Here is a 21,736-nt window from a genome sequence, read left to right on the forward strand (position 1 = left end):
TGACTGAGATGACCGAAAAAACTCATGCATCGCTAGCGATTCCGGCGCGAGAGACCGAAGGCGGCCACGCCTTGCCGCCGCGCCATCGCGAATGGAAACGCGCCAAGATCGCCGTGTGGATCGTGCTGGCACTGCTCGCCGTCGGGGCGTTGCGCACCGTGGTTGCGAACATGATGCAAAACCGTTCGGTGGCGGAGACCACCAAGCAGAACGCCACGCAGTATGTGAACGTGGTGAGTCCGACGCAGACCGAAGGCGGCGGCAATACCTTGCTGCCGGGTACGCTGCGCGGCTACGTCGAATCGCCGATTTACGCGCGCTCCACCGGTTATCTGTTGCACTGGTACGCGGATATCGGCACGCGTGTGAAGCAGGGTCAACTGCTCGCCGATCTGGACACGCCGGAAATCGATCAGGAGCTCGCGCAGGCATTGGCGCAGCGCCAGCAAACCAGTTCGAGCCTCGGCCTTGCCAAGAGCTCGCTGGACCGTTGGCAGCAACTGCGTCAGCGCGATGCGGTCTCGCAACAGGAACTCGACGAACGGCAGAGCACGTACACGCAAGACGTGGCCAACCTCGCCGCCGCCGACGCCAACGTCAAGCGCCTGCAGCAGCTCGAATCGTTCAAGCGCATCGTCGCGCCGTTCGCGGGCGTGGTCACGCAGCGCAATGTGGATGTCGGCGACCTGATCGACGCGGGCAGCGGCACGAGCCGCGCGCTCTTCGCGCTCGCGCAGTCGGACCCGCTGCGCGTCTATGTGCAGTTGCCGCAGGCGTATGCGCAGAACGTGTCGGTGGGACAGAAGGTGGTGGTGACGCAGGCCGAACTGCCGGGCCAGCAATTCCACGGCACGATCACGCATATTTCCGGCGCGATCGACGTGCCCACCCGTTCGCTGCAGGTCGAAGTGACGCTGCCGAATCCGGACGACAAGCTGCGGCCCGGCGCGTATGTCCAGGTCGCGCTGCCGGCGGTTGCGCACGCGCGATTGATGGTGCCGGGCAACGCCTTGCTGTTTCGCGCTGAAGGCCCGCGGGTTGCGGTGGTCGATGCGAACGGCAACGTGCAGTTGCACAAGATCGTGATTGCGCAGGATCTCGGCCAGTCGCTCGAAATCGAAAGCGGCATCGAGGCCAGCGACAAGATCATCATCAACCCGAGCGATTCGATCGCGGACGGCGATCACGTGCAGATCCAGCAGCCGCAGGCCAACGGCAAGGGGGCGTCGTGAGGCACGTGGCCACATGCCGTGCACTGACGACGCTGGCAGGCGCGGCGCTGCTGGCCGCGTGCACGGTCGGGCCGGACTATCAGCGGCCGCAGGCCGAAGTGCCGCCCACCTGGCAAACCGATTCGTACTGGCGCGTGGCCGTACCGTCTCATGCGCCGATTTCGCCGGACTGGTGGAGCGCGTTCAGCGATCCGACGCTCGCCACGCTGGAAACGCAGGGGCTCGCGCAGAATCAGACGCTGGTGGCAGCCAGCGCGCATTACGAGCAGGCGCGGGCGACGCTCGCGAACAACCGCGCGCAGCAGATTCCCGAAGTCGATTTCGCGGCGCAGGCGTCGCGCTTCCGGATTTCGCAGAACCGTCCGCAGACGAATTACGGCACGCCCACGACGTCGACGGTGCAGAACAATGTGCAACTCGGCCCCACCATCAACTACGACACCGATCTATTCGGCCGGATACGTCGTGAGGTGGAAGGCGCGGCGGCTTCCGCGCAGCAGTCGGCCGACGACCTCGCCAACGCGCGGCTCGTGCTGACCACCGATCTCGCCACCGACTATTTCTCGCTGCGCGAACTCGACGCCGAGATCGACGTGCTGAATCAGTCGGTGAAACTGCAGCAGAAGGCGCTCGACTACGTCACCACGGAACACGATCTCGGTTCGGTGTCGGGGCTCGACGTGCTGCAGCAGAAATCGCTGCTCGACTCGACGCGCGTGCAGGCGCAACTGCTGCTGAACCAGCGCGCGCAGTTCGAGCATGCGATCGCCGCGCTGGTCGGCGTGCCCGCGCCGCAGTTCGCGATCGAACCGAAGGTGCTCGATGCGAAAGTGCCGTCGATCCCGCTCGGCGTGCCCAGCGACGTGTTGCAGCGGCGGCCGGATGTCGCCTCGGCGGAGCGCGCGATGGCTGCGGCGAATGCGCAGATCGGCGTCGCCAAGGCGGCGTTTTTCCCGAGCCTCACGCTGGCGCCGAGCATCGGTTGGGAAAGCACACAGTTCGCCAGCCTGTTGAGCGCGCCCACGCTGATGTGGACGCTCGGCGCGGCGGTCGGCCAGGTGTTGTTCGACGGCGGCCGCCGCGCGGCCAACGTGAAGTTCGCGAGCGAAGGCTACAAGGCCACCGAGGCGAACTACCGCCAGACCGTGCTCACCGCGTTCCAGCAGGTGCAGGACGGCATCACCGGACTCTCCGTGCTGGACGGCGCGGCGAAGCAGTCGAGCGAGGCCGTCACCGACGCGCAGCATCTGCTGGCGCTCGCCAACGACCGCTATTCGGGCGGCCTCGTCGCTTACCTCGACGTGATCACCGCGCAACAGCAACTGCTCACCAGCGAGCGCCAGGACGTGCAGATTCACGGCCAGCAGATGACGCTGTCGGTCTCGCTCGTGAAGGCGCTCGGCGGCGGCTGGGACGTCGGCACGGACATGCCGAATACGCCCATGGGCGCGCAGCCGAACGACACGAAGGAGGCGATGGCTCCCGCGCGGTGAGCTACCGGATCATGAAGCAACAGGGGCGGCAACAGGAGCACGCGGCGGTGCGCAAGAAGATTGCAAGGCGTTTCGTATAATGCACATACAAGGGGACGCGCATGAAATTGCTGATTGTTGAAGACGAGCACAAGGTGGTGGACTACCTGCGCTCCGGTTTGACAGAGCAGGGCTGGGTCGTCGACGTCGCGCTCGACGGCGAGGAAGGCATGCATCTGGCCACCGAATTCGATTACGACGTGATCGTTCTCGACGTGATGCTGCCCAAACGCGACGGCTTCAGCGTGCTGAAGGCGCTGCGTATGCGCAAGTCCACGCCGGTCATCATGCTCACCGCGCGCGATCACGTGAACGACCGCGTGCGCGGCCTGCGCGAAGGCGCGGACGACTATCTCACCAAACCCTTTTCGTTCCTCGAGCTGGTCGAGCGGCTGCATGCTCTCGCGCGCCGCACCCGCTCGCAGGAGTCGACGCTGATTTCCGTCGGCGATCTGTTCGTCGATCTGATCGGCCGGCGCGCGACCCGCGACGGCGTGCGGCTCGACCTGACCGCGAAAGAATTCCAGTTGCTCAGCGTGCTGGCGCGCCGGCAAGGCGACATTCTGTCGAAGACGGCCATTACCGAACTGGTCTGGGACGTCAATTTCGACAGCCATACGAACGTGGTCGAGACCGCGATCAAACGATTGCGCGCCAAGCTCGACGGCCCGTTCCCCTCCAAACTGCTGCACACCGTGCGCGGCATGGGTTACGTGCTCGAAGTGCGGGAAGAGGCGGAGCAATCATGAACCGCTCGATAGCCCGGCGCCTCGCGTTGATGTTCGCGTTCGTCGCGCTATTCGTGTTCACGCTGGTCGGCACGGGGCTCTTTCTCGTGCTGCGCACGCAGCTCGAACACCATCTGCGCGAGTCGCTCGACGACCGCACGCAGATCGCGCGCATCATCGTGTATCACGCCGTGACGCCGGAAAAATGGCGCATGGCGCGCGAAAAGCTCACCGACATGACGCCACACGACGGCAGCACCGTGTATGCGGTGTCGAGCCCCGATCCGTATTTCCATTACGGCACGCCGGTCGACGGTTCGGTGGTCACGAGCTGGGCGGGCGGCTACGCGCGCGTGACGCCGGCCGGCGGCGGCCAGGACATGCTGACCTCCACGGCCACGATTCCAGCCTACGGCGCGCGTCCGGCGGTGCAATTGCAGGTGGCCGCGAGCTATTCGCCCAATGTGCGCACCATGCGCGTGTTCGGCTTCGCGCTTGCCGCGTTGTCGGCGCTGGGCAGCCTCGGCGTCCTGTTGCTCAGCTATTCGGTCACGCGGCTCGGCCTCGCGCCGCTCACGCGCCTCACGCGCGACGCTTCCGCGGTGAGCCCGAACAACCGCTCGCAGCGTCTGAATACCGCCTCGCTGCCGCTCGAACTGAACGACCTGGCCAACTCCTTCAACGGTGCGCTCGAGCGGCTTGACGGCGCGTATGGCCGCCTCGAATCGTTCAATGCGGACGTGGCCCACGAACTGCGCACGCCGGTGACGATTCTGATCGGCCAGACGGAAGTCGCGTTGACACGCAATCGCTCGGTCGACGATCTGCGCCATACGTTGCAATCGAATCTCGAAGAATTCGAGCGCATGCGGGCGATCATCAACGACATGCTGTTCCTCGCCCGCGCCGATCAGGGTGAGCGCGCGACGGGCCTCATCGACGTGTCACTGGCTGCGGAAGTCGCGCATACGCTGGAGTTTCTGGAGATACCGCTCGAAGAAGCGCGGGTGCATGCGCAATTGCGCGGCGACGCCATGGCGCGCGTGAATCGCTCGCTGTTCGGCCGCGCCTGCACGAATCTGTTGATGAACGCGATCCAGCACTGCGAGCCGGGCGCCGAGATCAGCGTGACGATCGTGAGCGATCAGGATCAGGTGCGCGTCGCGGTGGCCAACCCCGGCGAGCCGATCGCGCCGGACGTGCTCGAACATCTGTTCGACCGCTTCTATCGCGCTGAGGTCTCGCGCACGAACAGCCGCGAAAACCACGGGCTGGGCCTGGCGATCGTGAAAGCGATTGCGGAGATGCATAGCGGCACCGTGTCGGCGCAAAGCGCGCACGGCATCAACACCTTTGCGTTCTCGGTTGCGGCGGTCTCGCCGCTCGAAGCCGGCGTGCCGGCGGCGCGCTCGAACACGAGTGCGGCGGCCGAGGGAACCGGTTATTCGTCGCTGGTGAAGGGCAAGTCGGCCTGAACCGGCAGACGTCGCGGCGGCGCCAGCGCGTTGGCCGGCGTCAACGCGCTGACGCGCACGCCGAGGAGCCGCAGCTTGCGGTTCAATTCCACTCTGCGCAGGCATTCGGTCGCCGCGCGCCGGATCTCGGCGGCGTCGGCGGTCGGCACGTCCAGCGTCAGATCGCGCGTGACCGTGCGGAAATCGTCGTAACGCAATTTGATGCCCACGGTCCGTCCCACGTAGCCCTTGCGCACCAGATCTTCCGCCACCCGCACGCACAAGCCGGTAAATGAACTCGATAGCGCGGGCCGGTCGTGCCGTGGATGCAGATCGCGCTCGAAGGTCGTCTCGCGGCTCATCGACTTGGGCTCCGATTCGACGACCACCGGCCGCTCGTCGTGGCCTTGCGCGACCTGCATGAGCCACGCCGAGTAGCTGCGCCCGAAGTGGTCCTGCAAGAGCCCCGCGTCCGCCGCCGCCAGATCGCCGACGGTGGCGAGACCGAGCGCGGTCAGCTTCTCCGCGGCCTTCGGTCCGATGCCATTGACCTTGCGCACCGGCAGCGGCCAGACGCGCAAGGGAATGTCAGCGGGCGTGAGGATGGTGAGGCCGTCGGGTTTGTCGAGTTCGGAGCCGATCTTCGCGAGCAGCTTGTTCGGCGCCACGCAAATGGAGCAGGTGAGGCCGGTGGCCTGATTGACCGCCTGCTTGATGCGCGCGGCGATCTCGCGCGGCTCGCCCGGCAGTTCGGTCAGATCGATATAGATTTCGTCGATGCCGCGATCTTCGATGCGCTCGGTGAACGTGGCGACCGCCGCCTTGAACAGGCGCGAATAGTGGCGATAGGAGTCGAAGTCGGTGGGCAGCAGGATCGCATCCGGCGCGAGCACGGCGGCCTTCATCATGCCCATGGCGGAGAACACGCCGAGCGCGCGCGCTTCGTAAGTGGAGGTGGTCACCACGCCGCGGCCCGCGTAATCGCGCAGCTTCGCGAAGCGGCGGGTGCCGTCTTCGAGCGTTTGCGGTATGCCATTGCGGCCGCCGCCGATCACCACCGCCTGGCCTCGTAGTTCCGGATAGCGCAAAAGCTCGACGGACGCGTAGAACGCGTCCATGTCGAGGTGCGCGATGTGGCGGCTTGCAGAACTCATGGGATGGCAAAAAACGGCTGACGACGACGGTCAAACCGTAATAGTACCTTGCTCCGCCGCCGTCAGGACCGCTCAGAAGCGGTAGCTCACCCCGGACACGGCCGTTGAAACCACCAATGCGTCGACGCTGGTTTCCGCTAACCGCACGAGCGTGGTGAAAGACGCGCCGACGCCCGGCATCACGGTGACATCGAATCGGCAGACGGGGACTTACACGGAAAGCGCAGACACGTTCGGCTCGCCGGTGAGCGGCTGAGGGAAAAAACGGGCTGGCGTGGAGAGTGGGGAGCGGGTTGCGGCAACGGAAGTCGAGGGACTGGTTGCCGCAACCGCCTGATGCAAACCCGGGAGTCCGGGCGGCAGGCAATTACTGCTTGATGCCTTCGGTCTGGATGTGCAGCGTGGTCTGCATCTTGAAGCCGTAGGTCTTGCCGAAGTCGACGCCGAAGTCGTCGCGATTGAACGTCGCGGTCGATTCCGTGCCGCACACTTCACGCTTGAGCATCGGGTTCATGATGCACTTGAACGATTCGATCCTCAGATTGACGGGCTTGGTGATGCCGTGCATCGTCAGCGTGCCGATCACTTCCACCGGCTTGTCGCCGTCGAAGCGGATCTGCGTGCCCTTGTAGGTCGCGGTCGGGTACTTCGCGGCGTCGAAGAACTTGTCCGTGACCAGTTCCGCGTCGAGCTTGTCGTTGCCGATATCCACCGAGCTCATGTCGATCGTCACGTCGACCGTGCCGGTCTTCGCCGCGCGATCCAGCACCACGGTGCCGCTGCTCTTCTTGAACTTGCCGCGCCAGATGGACAGGCCGCCGAAGTGATCGGTTTCGAAGCTCGGGTAGGTGTGCGTCGGGTCGAGCTGATACGTATCGGCTGCCATCGCGTTGAACGACAGTGCAGTGGCCAGCGCGCCTGCGGCGAGCAAAAGTTGTTTCTTCAAGTTGTTCTCCAGGTTTCAGAAAGTGCTGTGACGCTTCGTGTCGAGTTATTTCTTCGAAGCGACGATGTGAAATTTGATGACGACTTCATCGGCGACCACCGACGTGTCTTTCCATTCGCCAGTACCGACGTCGAATTGCGAGCGCTTGATCGGCAACGCGCCGTCGAAGGTTTGCGTGGCGCCCTGGCTGGCAATGGTGACGGGTACTACGACGGTTTGCGACTTGCCCTTGATGGTGAGTTTGCCGGTGATCTTGTACTGGTTGCCGCCGGCCGGCGCGATCGCGCTGGAGACGAAGGTTGCGGCCGGGAAGGTGGCGCTGTCGAACCATTCCTTGCCTTGGGCCTGCTTGTTGTAGTCGTCGGCGCCGAGGTCGTAGCTGCCGGTGTCGATCGACACATTGGCGCTGCCCGCGGTGGGCTTGGCCGGATCGAAATTCAGTTGCGCCGAGAATTTCCTGAACTTGCCGTCTACAGGCACGTTCATCTGTTTCGTGGTGGCAATTACGCTGCTCTTGCCCGTGTCGACATCGGCATGCGCGAGGCTTGCGCCCAGCAGCGAAAAGGCCGTGATGCCGGCGAGCGTCACGCGTTGAACGGAGTGGTAAAAGTTTGCTTTCATGGTGGTACGCATCCTATCGAACCCGCGTGCGTTGATTGCGCACCGCTGGGAATTAGATTGCCAACAAGCCGTAGCCAATCGCCGGCTGTCCGCCGCTGTCTGCTGCTGTGTGGCTATCGTCTGCCGTTACTTGAGGAACGGAATCATTCGGGCCAGCAATCCGTCGCGATCGACGAATTGATGCTTGAGCGCCGCCACCACATGCATCGCCACCAGCGCAAGTAAGGTGTAATTGAGCAGCACGTGGACCGTGCGCAGACTTGCCTTGAGCGCCTGATCCGGGCCGATGAAGGTAGGCAGCGGCACGATGCCGAGATACACCACCTGAATGCCGGCGGCGGAACTATAGAAGTAGCCGGACAGCGGAATCGCCAGCATCAGCACGTACAGCACGCCGTGCACCAGATGCGCGGCGGCCTTCTGCCATGCGGGCGTGGCGCTGTCGAGCGCCGGCGCGCGGTGGGTGGCGCGCCACAGCACGCGGGCCACGGCGAGCACAAATACGGTTACGCCGATCCACTTGTGCCAGGAGAAATACTTCAGCTTGGTAGGCGTGAAGCCGGGGATATCGGTCATGATCCAGCCGATATAGAAGCCGCAGATGATCAACGCCGCGATCAGCCAGTGCAAGGCAATGGCGGCGCCGTGGTAGCGGTCTGAACGGACGGGGCTGGATTTCATTCTTTAACGTTCGTGGGTTATCGGGTATTGCAAGTGAATGCGAATGGTAGGGATGCCAATGAAAACTGAATAGCCGGGGAGAAAGGAACAGATTGTTGTATCCGTGACGCTAATGTCGCCGGAATAAAGCGGCGCGGCGGCCGTAATGGGCCGGTAGGTCCTCCACTGTGTTAATTTGCCGGCTGAACCGCCAGGAGAGTCGAGACCGATGAACAGGATTGAAAACAACAACATTGCGCTAGGCGCGGATTTTCTGCGCCACGAGGTGGCACCCGTGGCGACTGCCGCGGCCGGGGTGGAAGGCTACATGGAGCACGACGCGGCTGTCTACCGCACGTTGCTCGAATCGACCAAAGCGATTCCGTGGAAGATCGATTGGGCGACCATGGAGTTCGCCTATATCGGCCCGCAGATCGAAGCCCTGCTGGGCTGGGCGCCCTCGAGCTGGAAAAGCGTGCAGGACTGGGCCGCGCGCATGCATCCCGAAGACCGCGAGAAGGTGGTCGAATTCTGCGTCGCCCAATCTCAGGCGGGCACCGATCACGAAGCGGACTATCGCGCGTTGACGAGCCGGGGCGAGTACGTGTGGCTGCGCGACGTGGTGCATGTGGTGCGCGACGCGCGCGGCGAGGTGGAGTCGCTGGTCGGCTTCATGTTCGATATCAGCGAGCGCAAGAAGACCGAGGAGAAACTGGCCGCGCTGCAACGGGAACTCGAGGCGCTCTCGTTCGTGGACGGCCTGACGGGCGTCGGCAATCGCCGCGCGTTCGACGCGCGCCTGCAGCGCGAATGGAGCGCGGCGTTGCGTCATGCGGCGCCGCTCTCGTTGATCATGGTCGATATCGACTTCTTCAAGTCCTACAACGACTACTACGGACACGTGCAGGGCGACGAGTGCCTGAAGCGAGTCGCCGGCGTGTTGAGCAGCGCGGTGCGGCCGGGCGACTTTGTCGGCCGCTTCGGCGGGGAAGAGTTCGTGCTGATCCTGCCGAACACCGGCGCTGACGCCGCCCGCCAGGTGGCCGAGCGTTGCCGCGACCGTATTGCGACCGAAGAGATCGCGCATGAGCGCTCGCCGTTCCGCCAGACGGTGACCGCCAGCTTCGGCGTCGGCACCACGATTCCGGCCGAGGCGGCCGATCCGGTAGCCTTCGTCAATCTGGTGGATACACAGTTGTACTGCGCCAAAGATAACGGCCGCGATTGCATTGCGGCGGTGAACCGCGTGGGATGAAGCGAACGCAACGGCACGGCCATAGGCGCGCAACTTGCTATGTCAGCGCCTGCGACCACCGCAACATGGGCGAGTTCGCCCGGCCATGCCGGACATCGCGCTCGCGCGTCATCAATCATCCTGGGCTCACTTCGTGAATTCCATTTTCCTGTCTTGGGGTATCGCCGCCGCCGCCACGGCGGGCGTCATCACGCGGCCGTTCAAATGGCCCGAAGCCGTGTGGGCCGTGGCCGGCGCGCTGCTGCTGGTCTCGCTCGGTCTGTTGCCGGTCCATCTGGCGCTCGAGGCGATCGGCAAGGGCACCGACGTCTATCTGTTTCTCTTCGGCATGATGCTGCTGTCGGAAGTGGGGCGCCGTGAAGGCCTGTTCGACTGGGTCGCCGTGCTCGCGGTCAACCATGCCCAGGGTTCCCCTCGCAAGCTCTTCCTGCTCGTCTACCTGGTCGGCGTGGTGATCACCGCGTTTCTCTCGAACGACGCCACCGCCGTCGTGCTCACGCCGGCCGTGTTCGCCGCCGCCAAAAAGGCGAAGACGCATCCGCTGCCTTTGCTGTTCGTCTGCGCGTTCATCGCCAATGCGGCGAGCTTCGTGCTGCCGATCTCGAATCCGGCCAACATCGTGCTGTACGGCAATCACACGCCCGCACTCGGCGCCTGGCTGATGCGCTTCACGCTGCCCTCGCTGCTGTCGATTGTCGCGACCTACGTGATGTTGCGCTGGACCCAGCGTGACGCGCTCGCCGGCGCCTGCGAGGCGAATCTGGAGCCGGTCGAGCTCTCATCGAGCGGCAAGGTGGCGCTCGCGGGCATCGCGGTGACGGCCGTCGCGCTGCTGACGGTCTCCGCGTTCGATGTTCCGCTCGGCATGCCGACCGCGATTCTCGGCGCGCTGACCGCGCTGGTCGTGCTGATTCTGGAGCGCAAGTCGCCGCTGCCGATGATCCGCGAAATCTCGTGGAGCGTGCTGCCGCTGGTGGCCGCGCTGTTCGTGCTCGTCGAAATGCTCGATCACACCGGCGTAATTACGGCGGCGGCTCAACTGACGCAGCGCGCCGCGCAACATCACGAACTGGCCACGGCGGGCTGGGCAGGCAGCGTCATCGCGATCGGCAGCAATCTGATGAACAACTTGCCGGCGGGTCTGATCGCCAGTTCGACCGTGATGCAGGCGCATAGCCCGGAGCGTGTGATCGACGCGCTGCTGATCGGCGTCGACCTCGGCCCGAATCTGTCCATCACGGGTTCACTCGCAACGATCCTTTGGCTCAACGCGATTCGCCGCGAGGGCGAAGACGTGAGCTTCATGAAGTTTTTGAAGGTGGGCGCGCTGGTTATGGTGCCGGCACTCGTGCTGGCGCTCGCCGCGCGGATCCTGACTGGTTGACGGCGTGAATCGAGCATCGAGGGCGGCGGCTTCCGGGCCGCCCGGTTACCACCGCGTACCGGTGGGACGCAGCGGCGCTTCGGCGAACGACGCTTCGTTCGCTTCGTTCAGCGAGCGCAGCGTCTCCTCGAGCCGCGCAATACGCTCGCGCTGTGTCGGCATCAACGTCGGCCTGGGCAAATTTCGCAGGCGATTGTGCCAATAGGACAAGGGAATGCGATCGTTGCTGGAGATCATCCCGAACACACGTTCGAGGTGGGCGATCTCCTTGTCGAGTTCCTGGTAGTTCATCTGATGTTTCCCCAAAGGGTGGTGGCCGGGCCGACATCTGTCCGCAAGCCACTCGCGAGTCCAATGGTTGGACAGCTATGTCCCACGAATGGACATGCGCCACGTGACAAGCGACATTTAGCCAACGATGTTCCGCACCCGCTGGAACGGAACCGCATCGCATTTGGCCTTCCTCTAGAACCGCGAAACCCACCGCTTTATTCCAAGGGTCCGTTCGGAGTTTTGCAACACGGACTCGCGCTCCGCATCGCGTCGCCGGACATGCTTCAGGACAACGGGAATTCACCAGGCGTTCTCCCCAACAGCATGTCCTATGCTGGTTCAGCGGCTTTTGTTGTAACCAGCACATCGGCTGACAAGACGCTGAGCGCGCCTAACGCGGCATCATCATGACGGGCTGGGCGTAGGTCACCGCGGGGGCGGGCACGATCGCGTAGTTGGTTGGCGCGGGTACGACGACGGTGGTGTACAGGGGAACGGGCTTCGGCGCCGTCACCGTTGCCGCGACCGGAACGGCCACGGGAAGGGGAACCGGCGGGGGCGCCACCACATACACGGGATTGACCGGCACGGAGTAGTAGACCGGGCGCGGCGGCGGTGCGTAGATCACGGCGGCGGGCATATAGACGACCACGCGGGCGAACGCCGTCGACGAACAGGCGAGGCCGATGGCGGTGACAGTTGAGGCGCAAACGAGGCGAATAGTCAATTGGTACTCCTGATGCGTTGAGCGGTGCGATGCGTCTTCGGGTGAAGAGGCGGGCCGGCTGGCTCGGGTGACGTGAGAGCTCAGCCGTTGCGACGAGGCGCTGATGGCGCCGGCAGACGAAAGATACGCAAAGCGCCGTGAAAACGGCATCGCAAACTCATTTCATTCCATGTCACGCCGAGGTGGTGTTGCGGCGTGCGTGTGTGTATGGAGCGCATGCTGCATTTGCGGTGGCGGCAAGCGTGGCGGCTTGTGACGCGGTCACGCAAACCATGACATAAGTCGACATGATTCTGAAGTTGCCTTCAGGCGACGCTTCCCCAAGAATTCGGCCTGTCATCGAAACGGATCGCGGCAAACAGCAGGCGACGCTCGATGGCTCAATCGAAGGAGTCAGTCATGAAGAAGTTGATCGCTATCGTGTTGCTGTGCTGCGCATCCACCGTCACGTTCGCTCAAGCCGCGCCTCAAGGCGGGGACTCGCAGCGCATGGAGCGCATGGTGCAGCAGTTGCAATCGCGCTTTGCGAATGCAAATGCCACGCACGACGGCAAGCTCACCAAGGACCAGGCCGCCGCGGGTATGCCGATGGTCGCCAAGCATTTCGATGAGATCGATACGCAGAAGGCGGGCTACATCACCCTGCCGCAGATCGAGGCATTCATGCAGCAACGCGGGGCAACGCACTGAAGCGCGCGAGCATCGGCGGGACCATGAGGCCGTGGCGCGGCGCGGTGTGCCGCCGGCGCGCGAGCCATCCTGCCGAACCATCAGCCGTCCTCTGAAACCAATAAAAACGCGCGATGAAACCTGCCACGTCCCGTCATCTGCGCAGCGCCGGCGCGTCGACCAGCGTATCGATCAGTGCGGCGCTCAGCGGTTGCGCGAGCGTCGGCAAGCCGGCCGCGGGCATCGCCATTTATCAGTTACCCGAAGCGAATGCGCTCGAACCCGGCATCGTGGTGGACGACGCGATCGTGGCGTTCGAGCAGAAAGCCGCGCGCATTCTGCCCGCGGGTATCGGCTATGAATCGACCGCGAGGTCGTATCAGGAGAAGTGCCAGCGCGCACCGTTCACTCGGGATTGCGGTATTTTCGGGGATGCTCGCTTCCACCTGCATCGCCGTGCTGTTCATTCCGTCGTTCTACGTGCTGTTGCAGCGCCTCTGCGAGCGGCATGCGGCGCGGAAAACGCCGCCCGACGCCTAGCCTGAACCGAGGAGCCTTCGCATGGATCGCCCCGCCAAAATCATCGTGCTCGACGACGAAGTCGAATTGCGTAACATGCTGCAGCGCTTCCTGCGCGGGCACGGCTTCGACGTGCGCGTCGCCGAGGACGGCAAGCGTCTGGACCGCTACCTGGAGCGCGAACCATTCGATCTGCTGGTGCTCGATCTGATGATCGGCGAAGAGGACGGTCTCGCCATCTGCGCCCGCTTGCGCGAGCAGGGGCAGACCTTGCCGATCCTGATGCTGACCGCGAAGGGCGATCCGCTCGACCGGGTGGTCGGCCTCGAAACCGGCGCCGACGACTATCTCGCCAAACCGTTCCTGCCGCGTGAACTGGTGGCGCGCATCAACGCGCTGCTGCGCCGCCAGAAGATCGCCTCGGGCGAAGTCACCGTGACGTCGCAAAGCGTGCGCTTCGGTGATTTTTCGCTCGATGTCGCCAAGCAGCAGCTCTCGCGCGTGGGCGAGTTGCTGGATATTCACTCGGCGCAGATGCTGCTGCTGGTCGCACTCGCGTCGTCGCCGAACCGGCCGGTGAGCCGCGACAATCTGCTGGCGCGCGCACGGGGCCGCGAGCACGATGCGCTCGATCGCAGCATCGACGTGCAGGTGCTGCGGCTGCGGCAGATCGTCGAGGACGATCCGTCCAAGCCGCGCTTCATCAAGACCGTGTGGGGCGTGGGCTACATGCTGGTCGCGGACGTCGACTCATGACGCGCCCGCTGCTGCACAGGTTGCTGCCGAGAACGCTGCTGGCGCGCAATATCGCGCTGCTGATCGCGCTCGTGATGCTGAGCCAGGTGTGTTCGCTCGCCGTGTTGCTGCATTATGTGCAGCGGCCGCGGGTCGAGCGCGCGGCGGCCGTGTTCGCCACTTATGTGACCACACTCGACAATCTGCTCGCCGCCACGCCGCCCAACACGCGTCGAGAATTGACGACGCGCCTCGACATGCGCGCACAGGTTCCGGACGAAGCCGTCGCCGAGCCGCCGCCGAGTTTCTTGGGCGCGTATCGCGTCTATCAGCGCCGCATCTTTCTCCAGAGCCTGCGCGCGCATCTGCCCGCCGACATGCCGACGCGTTGGCAATTGGTGGGCGGCCAGCGCCTGTGGATCCGTATGCACGCGCCGGCCGACGCTCCGCAAACGCCGTACTGGATCGCCCTGCCGATTCCCGAAGACGCGCAGGGCAACGGACTCGACGCCGCGATCGTGCTGTCGCTCGGGCTCGGCGCGCTGGCGGTATTGACCGGTTATGTGATCCAGCGCCACCTCAACCGGCCGCTTCAGGAATTGACGCGGGCGGCGCGCCGCGTGAGCGCCGGCGAAACGCCCGCGCCGCTGCCGACAGACGGCCCCACGGAAATCGCCGCGGTGAGCGGCGCCTTCAATCAGATGACGCAGGCGTTGCTGCAAGCCGAGGCGACGCGCGCGCTGATGCTCGCCGGCATCTCGCACGACATCCGCACGCCGCTCACCAAGCTGCGCCTTTCGATGGCCATGGCGATGCCCAGCGGCAGCGACAGCAGCTTCGTGGTCGCCGCCGAATCGTATCTTGACCAGATCGAAACGATCTTGCAGCAGTTCATGGATTACGCGGGCAGCGGCGAGCGCGAGCAGCCGGAGCCCGGCGATCTGAACGCCTTGGTCGAACGGCTCGCGGGGGATTTCGCGGGGCTGGGTCACGAGTTCGATCTGTCGCTCGCGACTTTGCCCGCTGTGCCGTACCGGCCGATCAGCATGATGCGGCTGCTGATGAACCTGATGCAAAACGCGATCGTATACGGCGGAACCGGACTGGCGGTGCGAAGCTGGGCGACGGGCGAGGCGGTGTATGTGGCGGTCGGCGATCGCGGCAAAGGTCTTTCAGCGCAGGAACTGGAGCAACTGAAGGCGCCGTTTCAGCGTGGCCGCAATGCGCGTTCGCATAGCGGCGGCACCGGTTTGGGACTGGCGATCGTCGAGCGGATCGCGCGGCTGCATGGCGGCAGTCTGGAGTTTCATGCGCGCGAGGGCGGTGGGTTGGAGGTGTGGGTGGTGTTGCCCCTTAGCGCCTCGACGCGCTAAAAGTGGCAGTTGCGAGGCGTCGTTGCGCTGCTGCGCGTTCTTCGCTCACTTCCGGTCGAACCATGCATCCAGCCCGACCCGGAACGCCACGCCCGCGATCACCGGCACGGTCAACATGAGGATGATGCCGAAGTTCGGAATCTCGTCGCCGTACGTAATCGGACCGTAAAGCACGACGGTCGCCACGATCGCGAAGACCACGATGCCGACGGCCACCATCAGAAGATTGCGCGCGGCGATGGGCATCACCTTGCGCGGAGCCTTGTCCGGCGTGGCGCTGGCAGCGGGGACTTTGTCGGGTTGGACGGGCATGATGGTTCTCGTGACGATAGGAAGCTGCGTGAGGAGCACCGGTGAACCGAACTCCACGGAAGGCGCACGATGGGCATCATACCAGGGCGCGTGCGTGCCGCGCATTTCACGCCGCGCCGACCACCAACCCTGCGGCCACGATCACCAGCACGAGTGCGGCGATCGCGCTGAACCGGTAATCCCGTTGATGCAGGAACACGCCTAACATCAATATAAGCCGCATTACCGGCAGCAGGATAAAAAGCGCGATGCCGATAGTCACGACAGGCATCCCGGCCGATGCCGGAAGACCAGCGCCCGTGGTCCGCATGGCGGCCAGGGCGATGGCGAGGCCGAGCGCGATCGTGCCCGTCGCGATCCACGTGCCGTAATGCAGCAGCGCCGCCAGCCAGTGTTCGAGCCGCGCGCCGGCCCGCGCGATGCGGCTCATGCCGACGCTCCGAACAGGTGAACGCCGAAGGCTTCGAGCAGCATCTGCACGGCAAGCGCCGCGAGCACCGCGACGAACAACACGCGCAGCCGGTCGTTGGAGACGCGCATGAGCACGCGCGCGCCGAGCAGCGCGCCGGCCACCGAGCCCAAGGCCACCGGACCGGCGATCGCGGTCACGATCTCGCCCCTCAGGAAGTACGCGCCGGCGCTGGCCGCCGCCGTCACGCCGATCATGAAGTTGGAGGTCGCCGACGAGACCTTGATCGGCAGGCGCAGCGCGGTATCCATCGCGGGAATCTTGAGCACGCCGCTGCCGATGCCGAGCAGCGCCGAAATCAGACCCGCGCCGTACATCAGCGACAGGCCCAGCGGCACGCGCTGCACACGGTACGCGACGTCGCGTCCGAGCGCGCGGTCCGGATAGCTCGAATCCAGCCGCAACGAGGCGCCCCACGAGTTGGCGCGGGGCGTGCCGGCGGCATCGGCGGCGGTTGCCGGATCGGTGCGCCGTGCGAGCATTTGCTGCGCCGACAACAGCAGGATCGCGGCGAAAATGAAGTACAGCGCGGGCACGGGAATCAGCCCGCTCAGCAGCACGCCCGACAGCGCGCCGAGCGTGGTCGCCGTTTCCAGCACGAGCGCGAGCCGGACGTTGGTCAGGCGTTCGCGCAGGAAGGGCGCGGCGCCGCCGCACGAACAGGCGATCACCGACACGATGCTGGCGCCGATCGCGACGTGGATATCGACGTGGCCGAACATGGTCAGGACCGGCACGATGAAAATGCCGCTCGCCATGCCGAGCATGCCGCCCAACGCGCTCGCGCCGAGCGACACCGCGAACAGCCATAACGTGTTGTGCAGATCCATCGCCGCCGCGCCCGTCATTGGCCGCGCGGCTTGCGCCGCGCGAGGCGGGTCACGAACTGGATCTGATCGCCGCGGTAGTAGAGCTTTTCGTAATCGACGGGACGGTTGCCGTCGCCATACGAGGTGCGCTCGATGAGAAAGATCGGGCTGCCGGGCGCGATGTCGAGCGCCCGAGCGACGGCTTTGTCGGCGGCGATCGCTTCGAGGCGGTACTCCGCCTCGATCAGCGGCATGCCGTACTTTTGCTCGAGCAGCGTAAAGATCGGCTCGGCCTCCAGATCGTCTTCCATGATCTTTTCGCCGATGTCTTGCGGCAGCCAGGTTTCGTCGAACGAGAGCGGGGTGCCGTCGGCGATGCGCACGCGCCGGATGTGCACGACTGGCGTGCCGGGTGCGAGCGACAGCTTGCCGGCCACCGCTTCGCTGGCCTTTTCGATCTGCTTGCCGACCAGCCGGGCGGTCGGATGACGGCCGTGCGCGCGCATGTCCTCGACGAAGCCGCTCAGTTCGGTGAGCGGCTGGGTCAGGCGCGGCTGCGTGACGAAGGTGCCTTTGCCACGGCGGATTTCGATCAGGCCGCGCGCGATCAGGTTCTGCACCGTCTTCTGCAGGGTGGTGCGGCTGATGTTGAAGCTGGCGAGCAGGCTGGCTTCGTTGGGTAGCTGGGTGCCCGGCGGATAGGTGCCGTCGGCGATGCGTGCGGAGAGGGTCGCTTCGACTTGCGCGTAGAGAGGGAGCTGGTTGCTGCGGTCCGTGGTCATGTGAGACATCATGACGTCATGATGTCTTGGTGTCAAGGGCCGGTTTTGAGGGGCGGCGTCAGTGCCTGGCGGCGATCGTCATGAGGTCAAGGCTGAAGGGATTCGATCGGCAAGATACTGACGCGCCTCGCGTGGGCGGCGAAACGATCATTGGAGTGTTCAGCGCGATTGCTACGGGAAATCATTTCCCAGAATCTCCATCAACGTCCGCGCATTCCGCTGCCCCTGATCCTCGAAGCAATTATTGAAAATGACATGCGTGCGTCCTGCCCGTCTCGCGATCGCGCGGATCGGGACGGCCAGTTCCGTCAGTTCCGCTTCGTTGTAGTCATAGTCGAAGCGATCCGCGGCGCTCGCGGCGCCTGTCGCGCTCCACGTTTGCGTGTTGCGCCCATGCAGACGCACCATCGCGAGTTCAGGATTCGTCGCCTCCCACACGGTATGCACGCGGTTGCTCACGTCCGGCGGCGCATCGACGATCACATGCACGATGCCCCGCTCGCGCAGAAACTCGAGCGACCAGGCCGCATGCTCGTCATCGAACCACGACTGATTGCGAAATTCCGCCGCCATCATGTAGCCCGCCATGCGCGCCCGGCATTCCTCGACCAGCGCGAGGCCATCCGGCGCGCGCGTGATCCACGGTGCAAACTGGAACAGCACGGCGCCGAGTCGTCCGCTCACGCGCAGCGGTTCGAGCGCATCCAGATAGCGCCGCCACAGTTCATCGCGGATATCGTCCGGCATGTCGCGGTAGTAGACGTTCTTCTTGCGCGGGCCGGTGATGCCTTCCGGCAGCGCCATTGCGATGTCTCTCGGCAGCGCTTCGGGCGAAGTCTGATGTCCGGTGAAGAGACGAAACGCCTTGAAGTTGAAGGTGAAGCCTTCGGGCGTGCGCTCAAACCACAATTGCGCATTGCTCGCCGATGGCATTGCGTAGTAAGCCGAATCGACTTCGACCAGCGGGAACTGCGACGCATAAAAACGCAGACGTGCTTCAGCGCTGCTGCTGCCGCGCGGATAAAAGCGCTTGCAGGCAATCAGCGTCTTGTCGGTCCAGCCCGCGGTGCCGCAGCGAATGTCCATCGGCGAAGTCAGTTGAATGCGTGGCGTGCGCCGGCTAGGACGCTTCTTCGGTGTGATCGATCCAGTCCGCGAGTTCGCGCCGCAGCTCCGCGATATCGAGCGGTTTGCCGAGCAGCCGCGCGCCGGGAATGGCGTCGCCGATCTGCGCGCTCTTGCCATAGCCCGACACCAGCAGCACGCGAATACCCGGCTGCTGGCGCAGCATGGCGCGCGCGAGGCTGTCGCCGGACATGCCCGGCAACGTGAGATCAGTAAACAGGATGTCGAAGTGTTGCGCGGGCACGAGCGGCAGCGCTTCTTCGGCGCTCGCGACCGCGGTGCAATCGAGGCCCAGGGCGTTCAGCAGGTCACTGAATGCTTCGCGTGAATCCGCGTCGTCTTCGACCAGCAGCACGCGAGCCGGCGTGCCGGGCGAGCGCGCCCTCCCCCACGGGGCCTTCCTTTGGGATGCAGCCTCGGTAGCGCAATGCTGGCTTTCCTGCCTGGACTCTCTGCCTGGGTCGTACACGGCGGGCGGCACGCAGGCGGCGATCTGTCCATCGGCGACGGACACGGACAAGGACACGCCGGCAGGCGTGGCCGCGCCGGCACGCAACACGCCTCGCACCTTGCGGGCAAGATCGTCGCGCCGGTACGGCTTCGAGAGCAGCGTGATGCCGGCGTCGAGTTTGCCGTGATGGACGATTTCATCGCGCGTATAGCCGGAAGTGAAGAGCGTCGGCACCGCGGGCGAGCGCGCCGCGGCACGTTGCGCGAGCTCCACGCTTTTCACCTTGCCGGGCATGACCACGTCCGTGAACAGCAGATCGATCGGCACATCGCTGTCGATGAACTCGATCGCCGCGTCGCCGCTCGACGCGGTCAGCACCTTGTAGCCGAGTTGCGCGAGCATTTCGACGGCGGTCAGGCGCACGTCGGCATCGTCTTCGACGACCAGAACCGTTTCGCCGCCGCCGCTCGGCGCCGCGGTCTCGTCGACGGCTTCCGAGGTTTCGGCTTCGCAGCTGCGCGGGAAAAACAGCGAGACGGTGGTGCCGCGTCCTACTTCGCTGTCGATCAACGTGTGACCGCCGCTTTGCCTGACGAAGCCGAACACCATGCTCAGGCCGAGGCCGGTGCCGTGGCCGTCGGGCTTGGTGGTGAAGAACGGTTCGAACACGCGTTGCAGGATTTCGGGCGGCATGCCGGCGCCGGTGTCGGTGACGGAAAACACCACGTATTCGCCCGGAGAGAGTTCCGGTTTGCCTCGGCAGAACGCGGCATCCAGCACTCGGTTGGCCGCGCGCACGGTGAGCGTGCCGTCCGCCTGCATCGCGTCGCGCGCGTTGATCGCGAGATTGAGCAGCGCGTTTTCCAGTTGATTGCGATCCACCTGCACGTTCCACAGATCGTCGCTCAGGACCGTATCGATCCGGACCGTTTCGCCGAGCGCGCGATGCAGCATTTCGCTCATGCCGCGGAGCAGGCGGCGCGGGTTCAGCACGGTCGGCGAGAGCGGCTGGCGCCGTGCGAAGGCGAGCAGATGCGCAGCCAGTTTCGCACCGCGTTTGACGGCGTCCGTCGCGGCGGACAGGCGGCGCAGCGTGGCCGGGTGCCCGCCGGCGTCGGCGGCAAGCATTTGCAGGTTGCCGTTGATCACCTGCAGCACGTTATTGAAGTCGTGCGCGACGCCGCCCGTGAGGCTGCCGATCGCTTCCATCTTCTGCGCCTGGCGCAATTGCTCCTCGGCCAGCGCGCGTGCCGCGACTGCGTCGGCGACGCGCTGTTCGAGGGTCTCGGTCAACTGGCGCAGCGACTGTTCGGCGATCTTGCGTTCGTGAATGTCGATCAGCACGCCGGGAAAGCGTGTCGGTTCGCCATGCTCGTCGAATTCGCACTGGCCGTTTGCCTGCACCCACATATAGTCGCCATCGGGCCGGCGGATTCGAAACTCGGCGCGAAACGGCTCGCCCGAGCGGATCGCCTCGGCGGTCAGTTGATCGTTGAGCGCCTGATCGTCCGGATGAAGCATCTGGATGGCTGCATCGCGCTCGACGCCCTTTGCGGCTTCTTCCTGCAGAAAGGAAAAGGTGCGCGCGAAACGTTCGTCGCCGCTGACCTTGCCCGTGTGCACATCCAGCACCCATGTACCGAGCACCGTGCCGGTATTGAGCGCGAGTTGCAGCCGTTCGTTGGTCTCGTGCAGTTCGGCCTCGGCGCGCTGCCGCCAGCGTTCGGTGAGCACGCGCGCGGTGGTTTCGACGACCACCGCCAGCACGCCGGCCGGCGCGCCGCTGTCGTCGGCGACCGGGCTGTAGTAGAGATCCATCCACACGTCTTCGGGTTTGCCGTCGCGCAGCAGCACCAGCTCCTTGTCGCGATACGACAGCGTGCCGCCCGCGAGACAGGTGGCCATGACATGCCGGTTGAAGTCGGCGACTTCCGGCCAGCCGTGTTCGACAGGACAGCCGAGCAGATAGGGATGGCGTCCGCCCGCGAAGATCGCGTAGGCGTCGTTGTAGATCATGTAGCCGGGCTTGCCCCACAGCAGCACCAGCGGCACCGGCGAGGCGAGCAGCAACTGGACCGTGGCGGTCAGACTGCGTGGCCAGTTTTCAATGGCGCCGAGGCCGGTGGCGGCCCAGTCGAATGCGCTGATGCGCTGCGCCATCTGCCCGCGCCAGCCGGGGCAGCCGTGGTCTTGTGCCGGAAATGGCATGCTGCGCTCCACAGAGGTCACGTCGATGAAAGTGTCCCCACTCTGCCGGCGCGCGCGACGCGCTTGCACTCTCAGCAGGAGGCGGGATGAATCTTCTGCCGTGCACCGCGAGCCGGCGGATAGCTACACGCGGTTGCGACAATTGTAGGCCACAACGCCGGGCCGGTGACCCGTCACGCATGGGTTATGGGGTTTAGCCGAAGCCTGTCCGCAACGGGGTTCGCAAGAATTACCTGGACGAAGAACCGAGTGCCCCGGATAGCGGAAAGAAGCTCACAGGTAGGCATTTCATGCGGAAGATGCCGGCGTGATTCCGGC

At 64.8% G+C, this 21,736-nt stretch carries 22 protein-coding genes; 10 read left to right on the plus strand and 12 right to left on the minus strand.

Features of this window, described 5'->3' with window-relative positions:
- Positions 1–8 precede the first annotated feature (8 nt).
- From P0D73_RS15945 to P0D73_RS15960, 4 genes are all read left to right on the plus strand, one after another.
- Positions 9–1,232, plus strand: coding sequence for an efflux RND transporter periplasmic adaptor subunit (locus tag P0D73_RS15945; protein WP_408177098.1), 1,224 nt, complete (start codon positions 9–11; stop codon positions 1,230–1,232).
- On the plus strand, positions 1,229–2,725 hold the full coding sequence (locus tag P0D73_RS15950) for an efflux transporter outer membrane subunit (RefSeq protein WP_408431978.1): 1,497 nt from the start codon (positions 1,229–1,231) through the stop codon (positions 2,723–2,725). The genes P0D73_RS15945 and P0D73_RS15950 overlap by 4 nt, the downstream gene beginning before the upstream one ends.
- A 101-nt stretch (positions 2,726–2,826) precedes the next feature.
- On the plus strand, positions 2,827–3,513 hold the full coding sequence (locus P0D73_RS15955) for a heavy metal response regulator transcription factor (protein WP_007176723.1): 687 nt from the start codon (positions 2,827–2,829) through the stop codon (positions 3,511–3,513).
- Positions 3,510–4,967 (plus strand): heavy metal sensor histidine kinase, encoded by a 1,458-nt coding sequence (locus tag P0D73_RS15960; protein WP_408281736.1) that lies wholly within the window; start codon positions 3,510–3,512, stop codon positions 4,965–4,967. Before P0D73_RS15955 ends, P0D73_RS15960 begins: the two co-directional genes overlap by 4 nt.
- Here P0D73_RS15960 and dinB read toward each other — a convergent pair.
- From dinB to P0D73_RS15980, 4 genes are all read right to left on the minus strand, one after another.
- Positions 4,934–6,100, minus strand: a complete 1,167-nt coding sequence (dinB, locus tag P0D73_RS15965) for a DNA polymerase IV (RefSeq protein WP_408431980.1) — start codon at positions 6,098–6,100, stop codon at positions 4,934–4,936. The genes P0D73_RS15960 and dinB overlap by 34 nt on opposite strands.
- Before the next feature lie 367 nt (positions 6,101–6,467).
- On the minus strand, positions 6,468–7,046 hold the full coding sequence (locus tag P0D73_RS15970; RefSeq protein ID WP_408431982.1) for a YceI family protein: 579 nt from the start codon (positions 7,044–7,046) through the stop codon (positions 6,468–6,470).
- Positions 7,047–7,091: 45 nt separating this feature from the next.
- Positions 7,092–7,667 carry a YceI family protein gene (locus P0D73_RS15975; protein WP_132382473.1) on the minus strand — a complete coding sequence of 192 codons (576 nt, stop codon included), beginning with the start codon at positions 7,665–7,667 and terminating at the stop codon, positions 7,092–7,094.
- A 126-nt stretch (positions 7,668–7,793) separates the two neighbouring features.
- Positions 7,794–8,348 carry a cytochrome b gene (locus tag P0D73_RS15980; RefSeq protein WP_408431984.1) on the minus strand — a complete coding sequence of 185 codons (555 nt, stop codon included), beginning with the start codon at positions 8,346–8,348 and terminating at the stop codon, positions 7,794–7,796.
- 208 nt (positions 8,349–8,556) lie between these two features.
- On the opposite strand from P0D73_RS15980, the gene P0D73_RS15985 reads away from it, so the two are divergent.
- Together P0D73_RS15985 and P0D73_RS15990 are read left to right on the plus strand one after the other, a co-directional pair.
- The gene (locus P0D73_RS15985; RefSeq protein ID WP_408431986.1) at positions 8,557–9,582 is read left to right on the plus strand and encodes a GGDEF domain-containing protein; all 1,026 of its coding nucleotides are present in this window, start codon (positions 8,557–8,559) and stop codon (positions 9,580–9,582) included.
- A gap of 133 nt (positions 9,583–9,715) precedes the next feature.
- Positions 9,716–10,966, plus strand: coding sequence for an arsenic transporter (locus tag P0D73_RS15990; RefSeq protein ID WP_408431988.1), 1,251 nt, complete (start codon positions 9,716–9,718; stop codon positions 10,964–10,966).
- A 45-nt stretch (positions 10,967–11,011) separates the two neighbouring features.
- Here the strand turns inward: P0D73_RS15990 and P0D73_RS15995 are convergent, their stop codons facing one another.
- Positions 11,012–11,257 carry a hypothetical protein gene (locus P0D73_RS15995; RefSeq protein ID WP_408431990.1) on the minus strand — a complete coding sequence of 82 codons (246 nt, stop codon included), beginning with the start codon at positions 11,255–11,257 and terminating at the stop codon, positions 11,012–11,014.
- Positions 11,258–11,630: 373 nt separating this feature from the next.
- Complete coding sequence (locus P0D73_RS16000; RefSeq protein WP_132383280.1) at positions 11,631–11,966, minus strand: hypothetical protein; 336 nt, start codon at positions 11,964–11,966, stop codon at positions 11,631–11,633.
- Positions 11,967–12,365: 399 nt separating this feature from the next.
- On the opposite strand from P0D73_RS16000, the gene P0D73_RS16005 reads away from it, so the two are divergent.
- The 4 genes from P0D73_RS16005 to P0D73_RS16020 all read left to right on the plus strand — a co-directional run bounded on the left by P0D73_RS16005 (position 12,366) and on the right by P0D73_RS16020 (position 15,262).
- Positions 12,366–12,656 (plus strand): EF-hand domain-containing protein, encoded by a 291-nt coding sequence (locus P0D73_RS16005; protein ID WP_132382480.1) that lies wholly within the window; start codon positions 12,366–12,368, stop codon positions 12,654–12,656.
- 113 nt (positions 12,657–12,769) lie between these two features.
- Positions 12,770–13,180 carry a hypothetical protein gene (locus P0D73_RS16010; RefSeq protein WP_408431992.1) on the plus strand — a complete coding sequence of 137 codons (411 nt, stop codon included), beginning with the start codon at positions 12,770–12,772 and terminating at the stop codon, positions 13,178–13,180.
- 16 nt (positions 13,181–13,196) lie between these two features.
- Complete coding sequence (locus tag P0D73_RS16015; protein WP_408177108.1) at positions 13,197–13,910, plus strand: response regulator; 714 nt, start codon at positions 13,197–13,199, stop codon at positions 13,908–13,910.
- On the plus strand, positions 13,907–15,262 hold the full coding sequence (locus P0D73_RS16020; protein WP_408431994.1) for an ATP-binding protein: 1,356 nt from the start codon (positions 13,907–13,909) through the stop codon (positions 15,260–15,262). Before P0D73_RS16015 ends, P0D73_RS16020 begins: the two co-directional genes overlap by 4 nt.
- A 45-nt stretch (positions 15,263–15,307) precedes the next feature.
- On the opposite strand, the gene P0D73_RS16025 is transcribed toward P0D73_RS16020, so the two are convergent.
- From P0D73_RS16025 to P0D73_RS16050, 6 genes are all read right to left on the minus strand, one after another.
- Positions 15,308–15,574, minus strand: coding sequence for a hypothetical protein (locus tag P0D73_RS16025; RefSeq protein ID WP_132382485.1), 267 nt, complete (start codon positions 15,572–15,574; stop codon positions 15,308–15,310).
- 106 nt (positions 15,575–15,680) lie between these two features.
- Positions 15,681–16,004 carry a DUF1634 domain-containing protein gene (locus tag P0D73_RS16030; protein WP_408177110.1) on the minus strand — a complete coding sequence of 108 codons (324 nt, stop codon included), beginning with the start codon at positions 16,002–16,004 and terminating at the stop codon, positions 15,681–15,683.
- Complete coding sequence (locus tag P0D73_RS16035) at positions 16,001–16,873, minus strand: sulfite exporter TauE/SafE family protein (protein ID WP_408431996.1); 873 nt, start codon at positions 16,871–16,873, stop codon at positions 16,001–16,003. The genes P0D73_RS16030 and P0D73_RS16035 overlap by 4 nt, the downstream gene beginning before the upstream one ends.
- A gap of 14 nt (positions 16,874–16,887) precedes the next feature.
- Complete coding sequence (locus tag P0D73_RS16040; protein WP_408431998.1) at positions 16,888–17,634, minus strand: GntR family transcriptional regulator; 747 nt, start codon at positions 17,632–17,634, stop codon at positions 16,888–16,890.
- Positions 17,635–17,805: 171 nt separating this feature from the next.
- The gene (locus P0D73_RS16045) at positions 17,806–18,720 is read right to left on the minus strand and encodes a DUF72 domain-containing protein (RefSeq protein ID WP_408432000.1); all 915 of its coding nucleotides are present in this window, start codon (positions 18,718–18,720) and stop codon (positions 17,806–17,808) included.
- Positions 18,721–18,754: 34 nt separating this feature from the next.
- Positions 18,755–21,418, minus strand: coding sequence for a hybrid sensor histidine kinase/response regulator (locus tag P0D73_RS16050; RefSeq protein ID WP_408432002.1), 2,664 nt, complete (start codon positions 21,416–21,418; stop codon positions 18,755–18,757).
- Positions 21,419–21,736 lie beyond the last annotated feature (318 nt).

Source organism: Paraburkholderia sp. RL18-101-BIB-B (genome assembly GCF_046026985.1).
GTDB lineage: Bacteria > Pseudomonadota > Gammaproteobacteria > Burkholderiales > Burkholderiaceae > Paraburkholderia.

Excerpts from the sequence above, each read along its gene's own strand:
- P0D73_RS15945 (WP_408177098.1), top strand. The coding sequence starts at position 9 with ATGACCGAAAAAACTCATGCATCGCTAGCGATTCCGGCGCGAGAGACC.
- P0D73_RS15955 (WP_007176723.1), top strand. The coding sequence starts at position 2,827 with ATGAAATTGCTGATTGTTGAAGACGAGCACAAGGTGGTGGACTACCTG.
- P0D73_RS15960 (WP_408281736.1), top strand. The coding sequence starts at position 3,510 with ATGAACCGCTCGATAGCCCGGCGCCTCGCGTTGATGTTCGCGTTCGTC.
- dinB (WP_408431980.1), bottom strand. The coding sequence starts at position 6,100 with ATGAGTTCTGCAAGCCGCCACATCGCGCACCTCGACATGGACGCGTTC.
- P0D73_RS15975 (WP_132382473.1), bottom strand. The coding sequence starts at position 7,667 with ATGAAAGCAAACTTTTACCACTCCGTTCAACGCGTGACGCTCGCCGGC.
- P0D73_RS15980 (WP_408431984.1), bottom strand. The coding sequence starts at position 8,348 with ATGAAATCCAGCCCCGTCCGTTCAGACCGCTACCACGGCGCCGCCATT.
- P0D73_RS15985 (WP_408431986.1), top strand. The coding sequence starts at position 8,557 with ATGAACAGGATTGAAAACAACAACATTGCGCTAGGCGCGGATTTTCTG.
- P0D73_RS15995 (WP_408431990.1), bottom strand. The coding sequence starts at position 11,257 with ATGAACTACCAGGAACTCGACAAGGAGATCGCCCACCTCGAACGTGTG.
- P0D73_RS16005 (WP_132382480.1), top strand. The coding sequence starts at position 12,366 with ATGAAGAAGTTGATCGCTATCGTGTTGCTGTGCTGCGCATCCACCGTC.
- P0D73_RS16010 (WP_408431992.1), top strand. The coding sequence starts at position 12,770 with ATGAAACCTGCCACGTCCCGTCATCTGCGCAGCGCCGGCGCGTCGACC.
- P0D73_RS16015 (WP_408177108.1), top strand. The coding sequence starts at position 13,197 with ATGGATCGCCCCGCCAAAATCATCGTGCTCGACGACGAAGTCGAATTG.
- P0D73_RS16020 (WP_408431994.1), top strand. The coding sequence starts at position 13,907 with ATGACGCGCCCGCTGCTGCACAGGTTGCTGCCGAGAACGCTGCTGGCG.
- P0D73_RS16025 (WP_132382485.1), bottom strand. The coding sequence starts at position 15,574 with ATGCCCGTCCAACCCGACAAAGTCCCCGCTGCCAGCGCCACGCCGGAC.
- P0D73_RS16030 (WP_408177110.1), bottom strand. The coding sequence starts at position 16,004 with ATGAGCCGCATCGCGCGGGCCGGCGCGCGGCTCGAACACTGGCTGGCG.
- P0D73_RS16035 (WP_408431996.1), bottom strand. The coding sequence starts at position 16,873 with ATGGATCTGCACAACACGTTATGGCTGTTCGCGGTGTCGCTCGGCGCG.
- P0D73_RS16040 (WP_408431998.1), bottom strand. The coding sequence starts at position 17,634 with ATGACCACGGACCGCAGCAACCAGCTCCCTCTCTACGCGCAAGTCGAA.
- P0D73_RS16045 (WP_408432000.1), bottom strand. The coding sequence starts at position 18,720 with ATGGACATTCGCTGCGGCACCGCGGGCTGGACCGACAAGACGCTGATT.
- P0D73_RS16050 (WP_408432002.1), bottom strand. The coding sequence starts at position 21,418 with ATGCCATTTCCGGCACAAGACCACGGCTGCCCCGGCTGGCGCGGGCAG.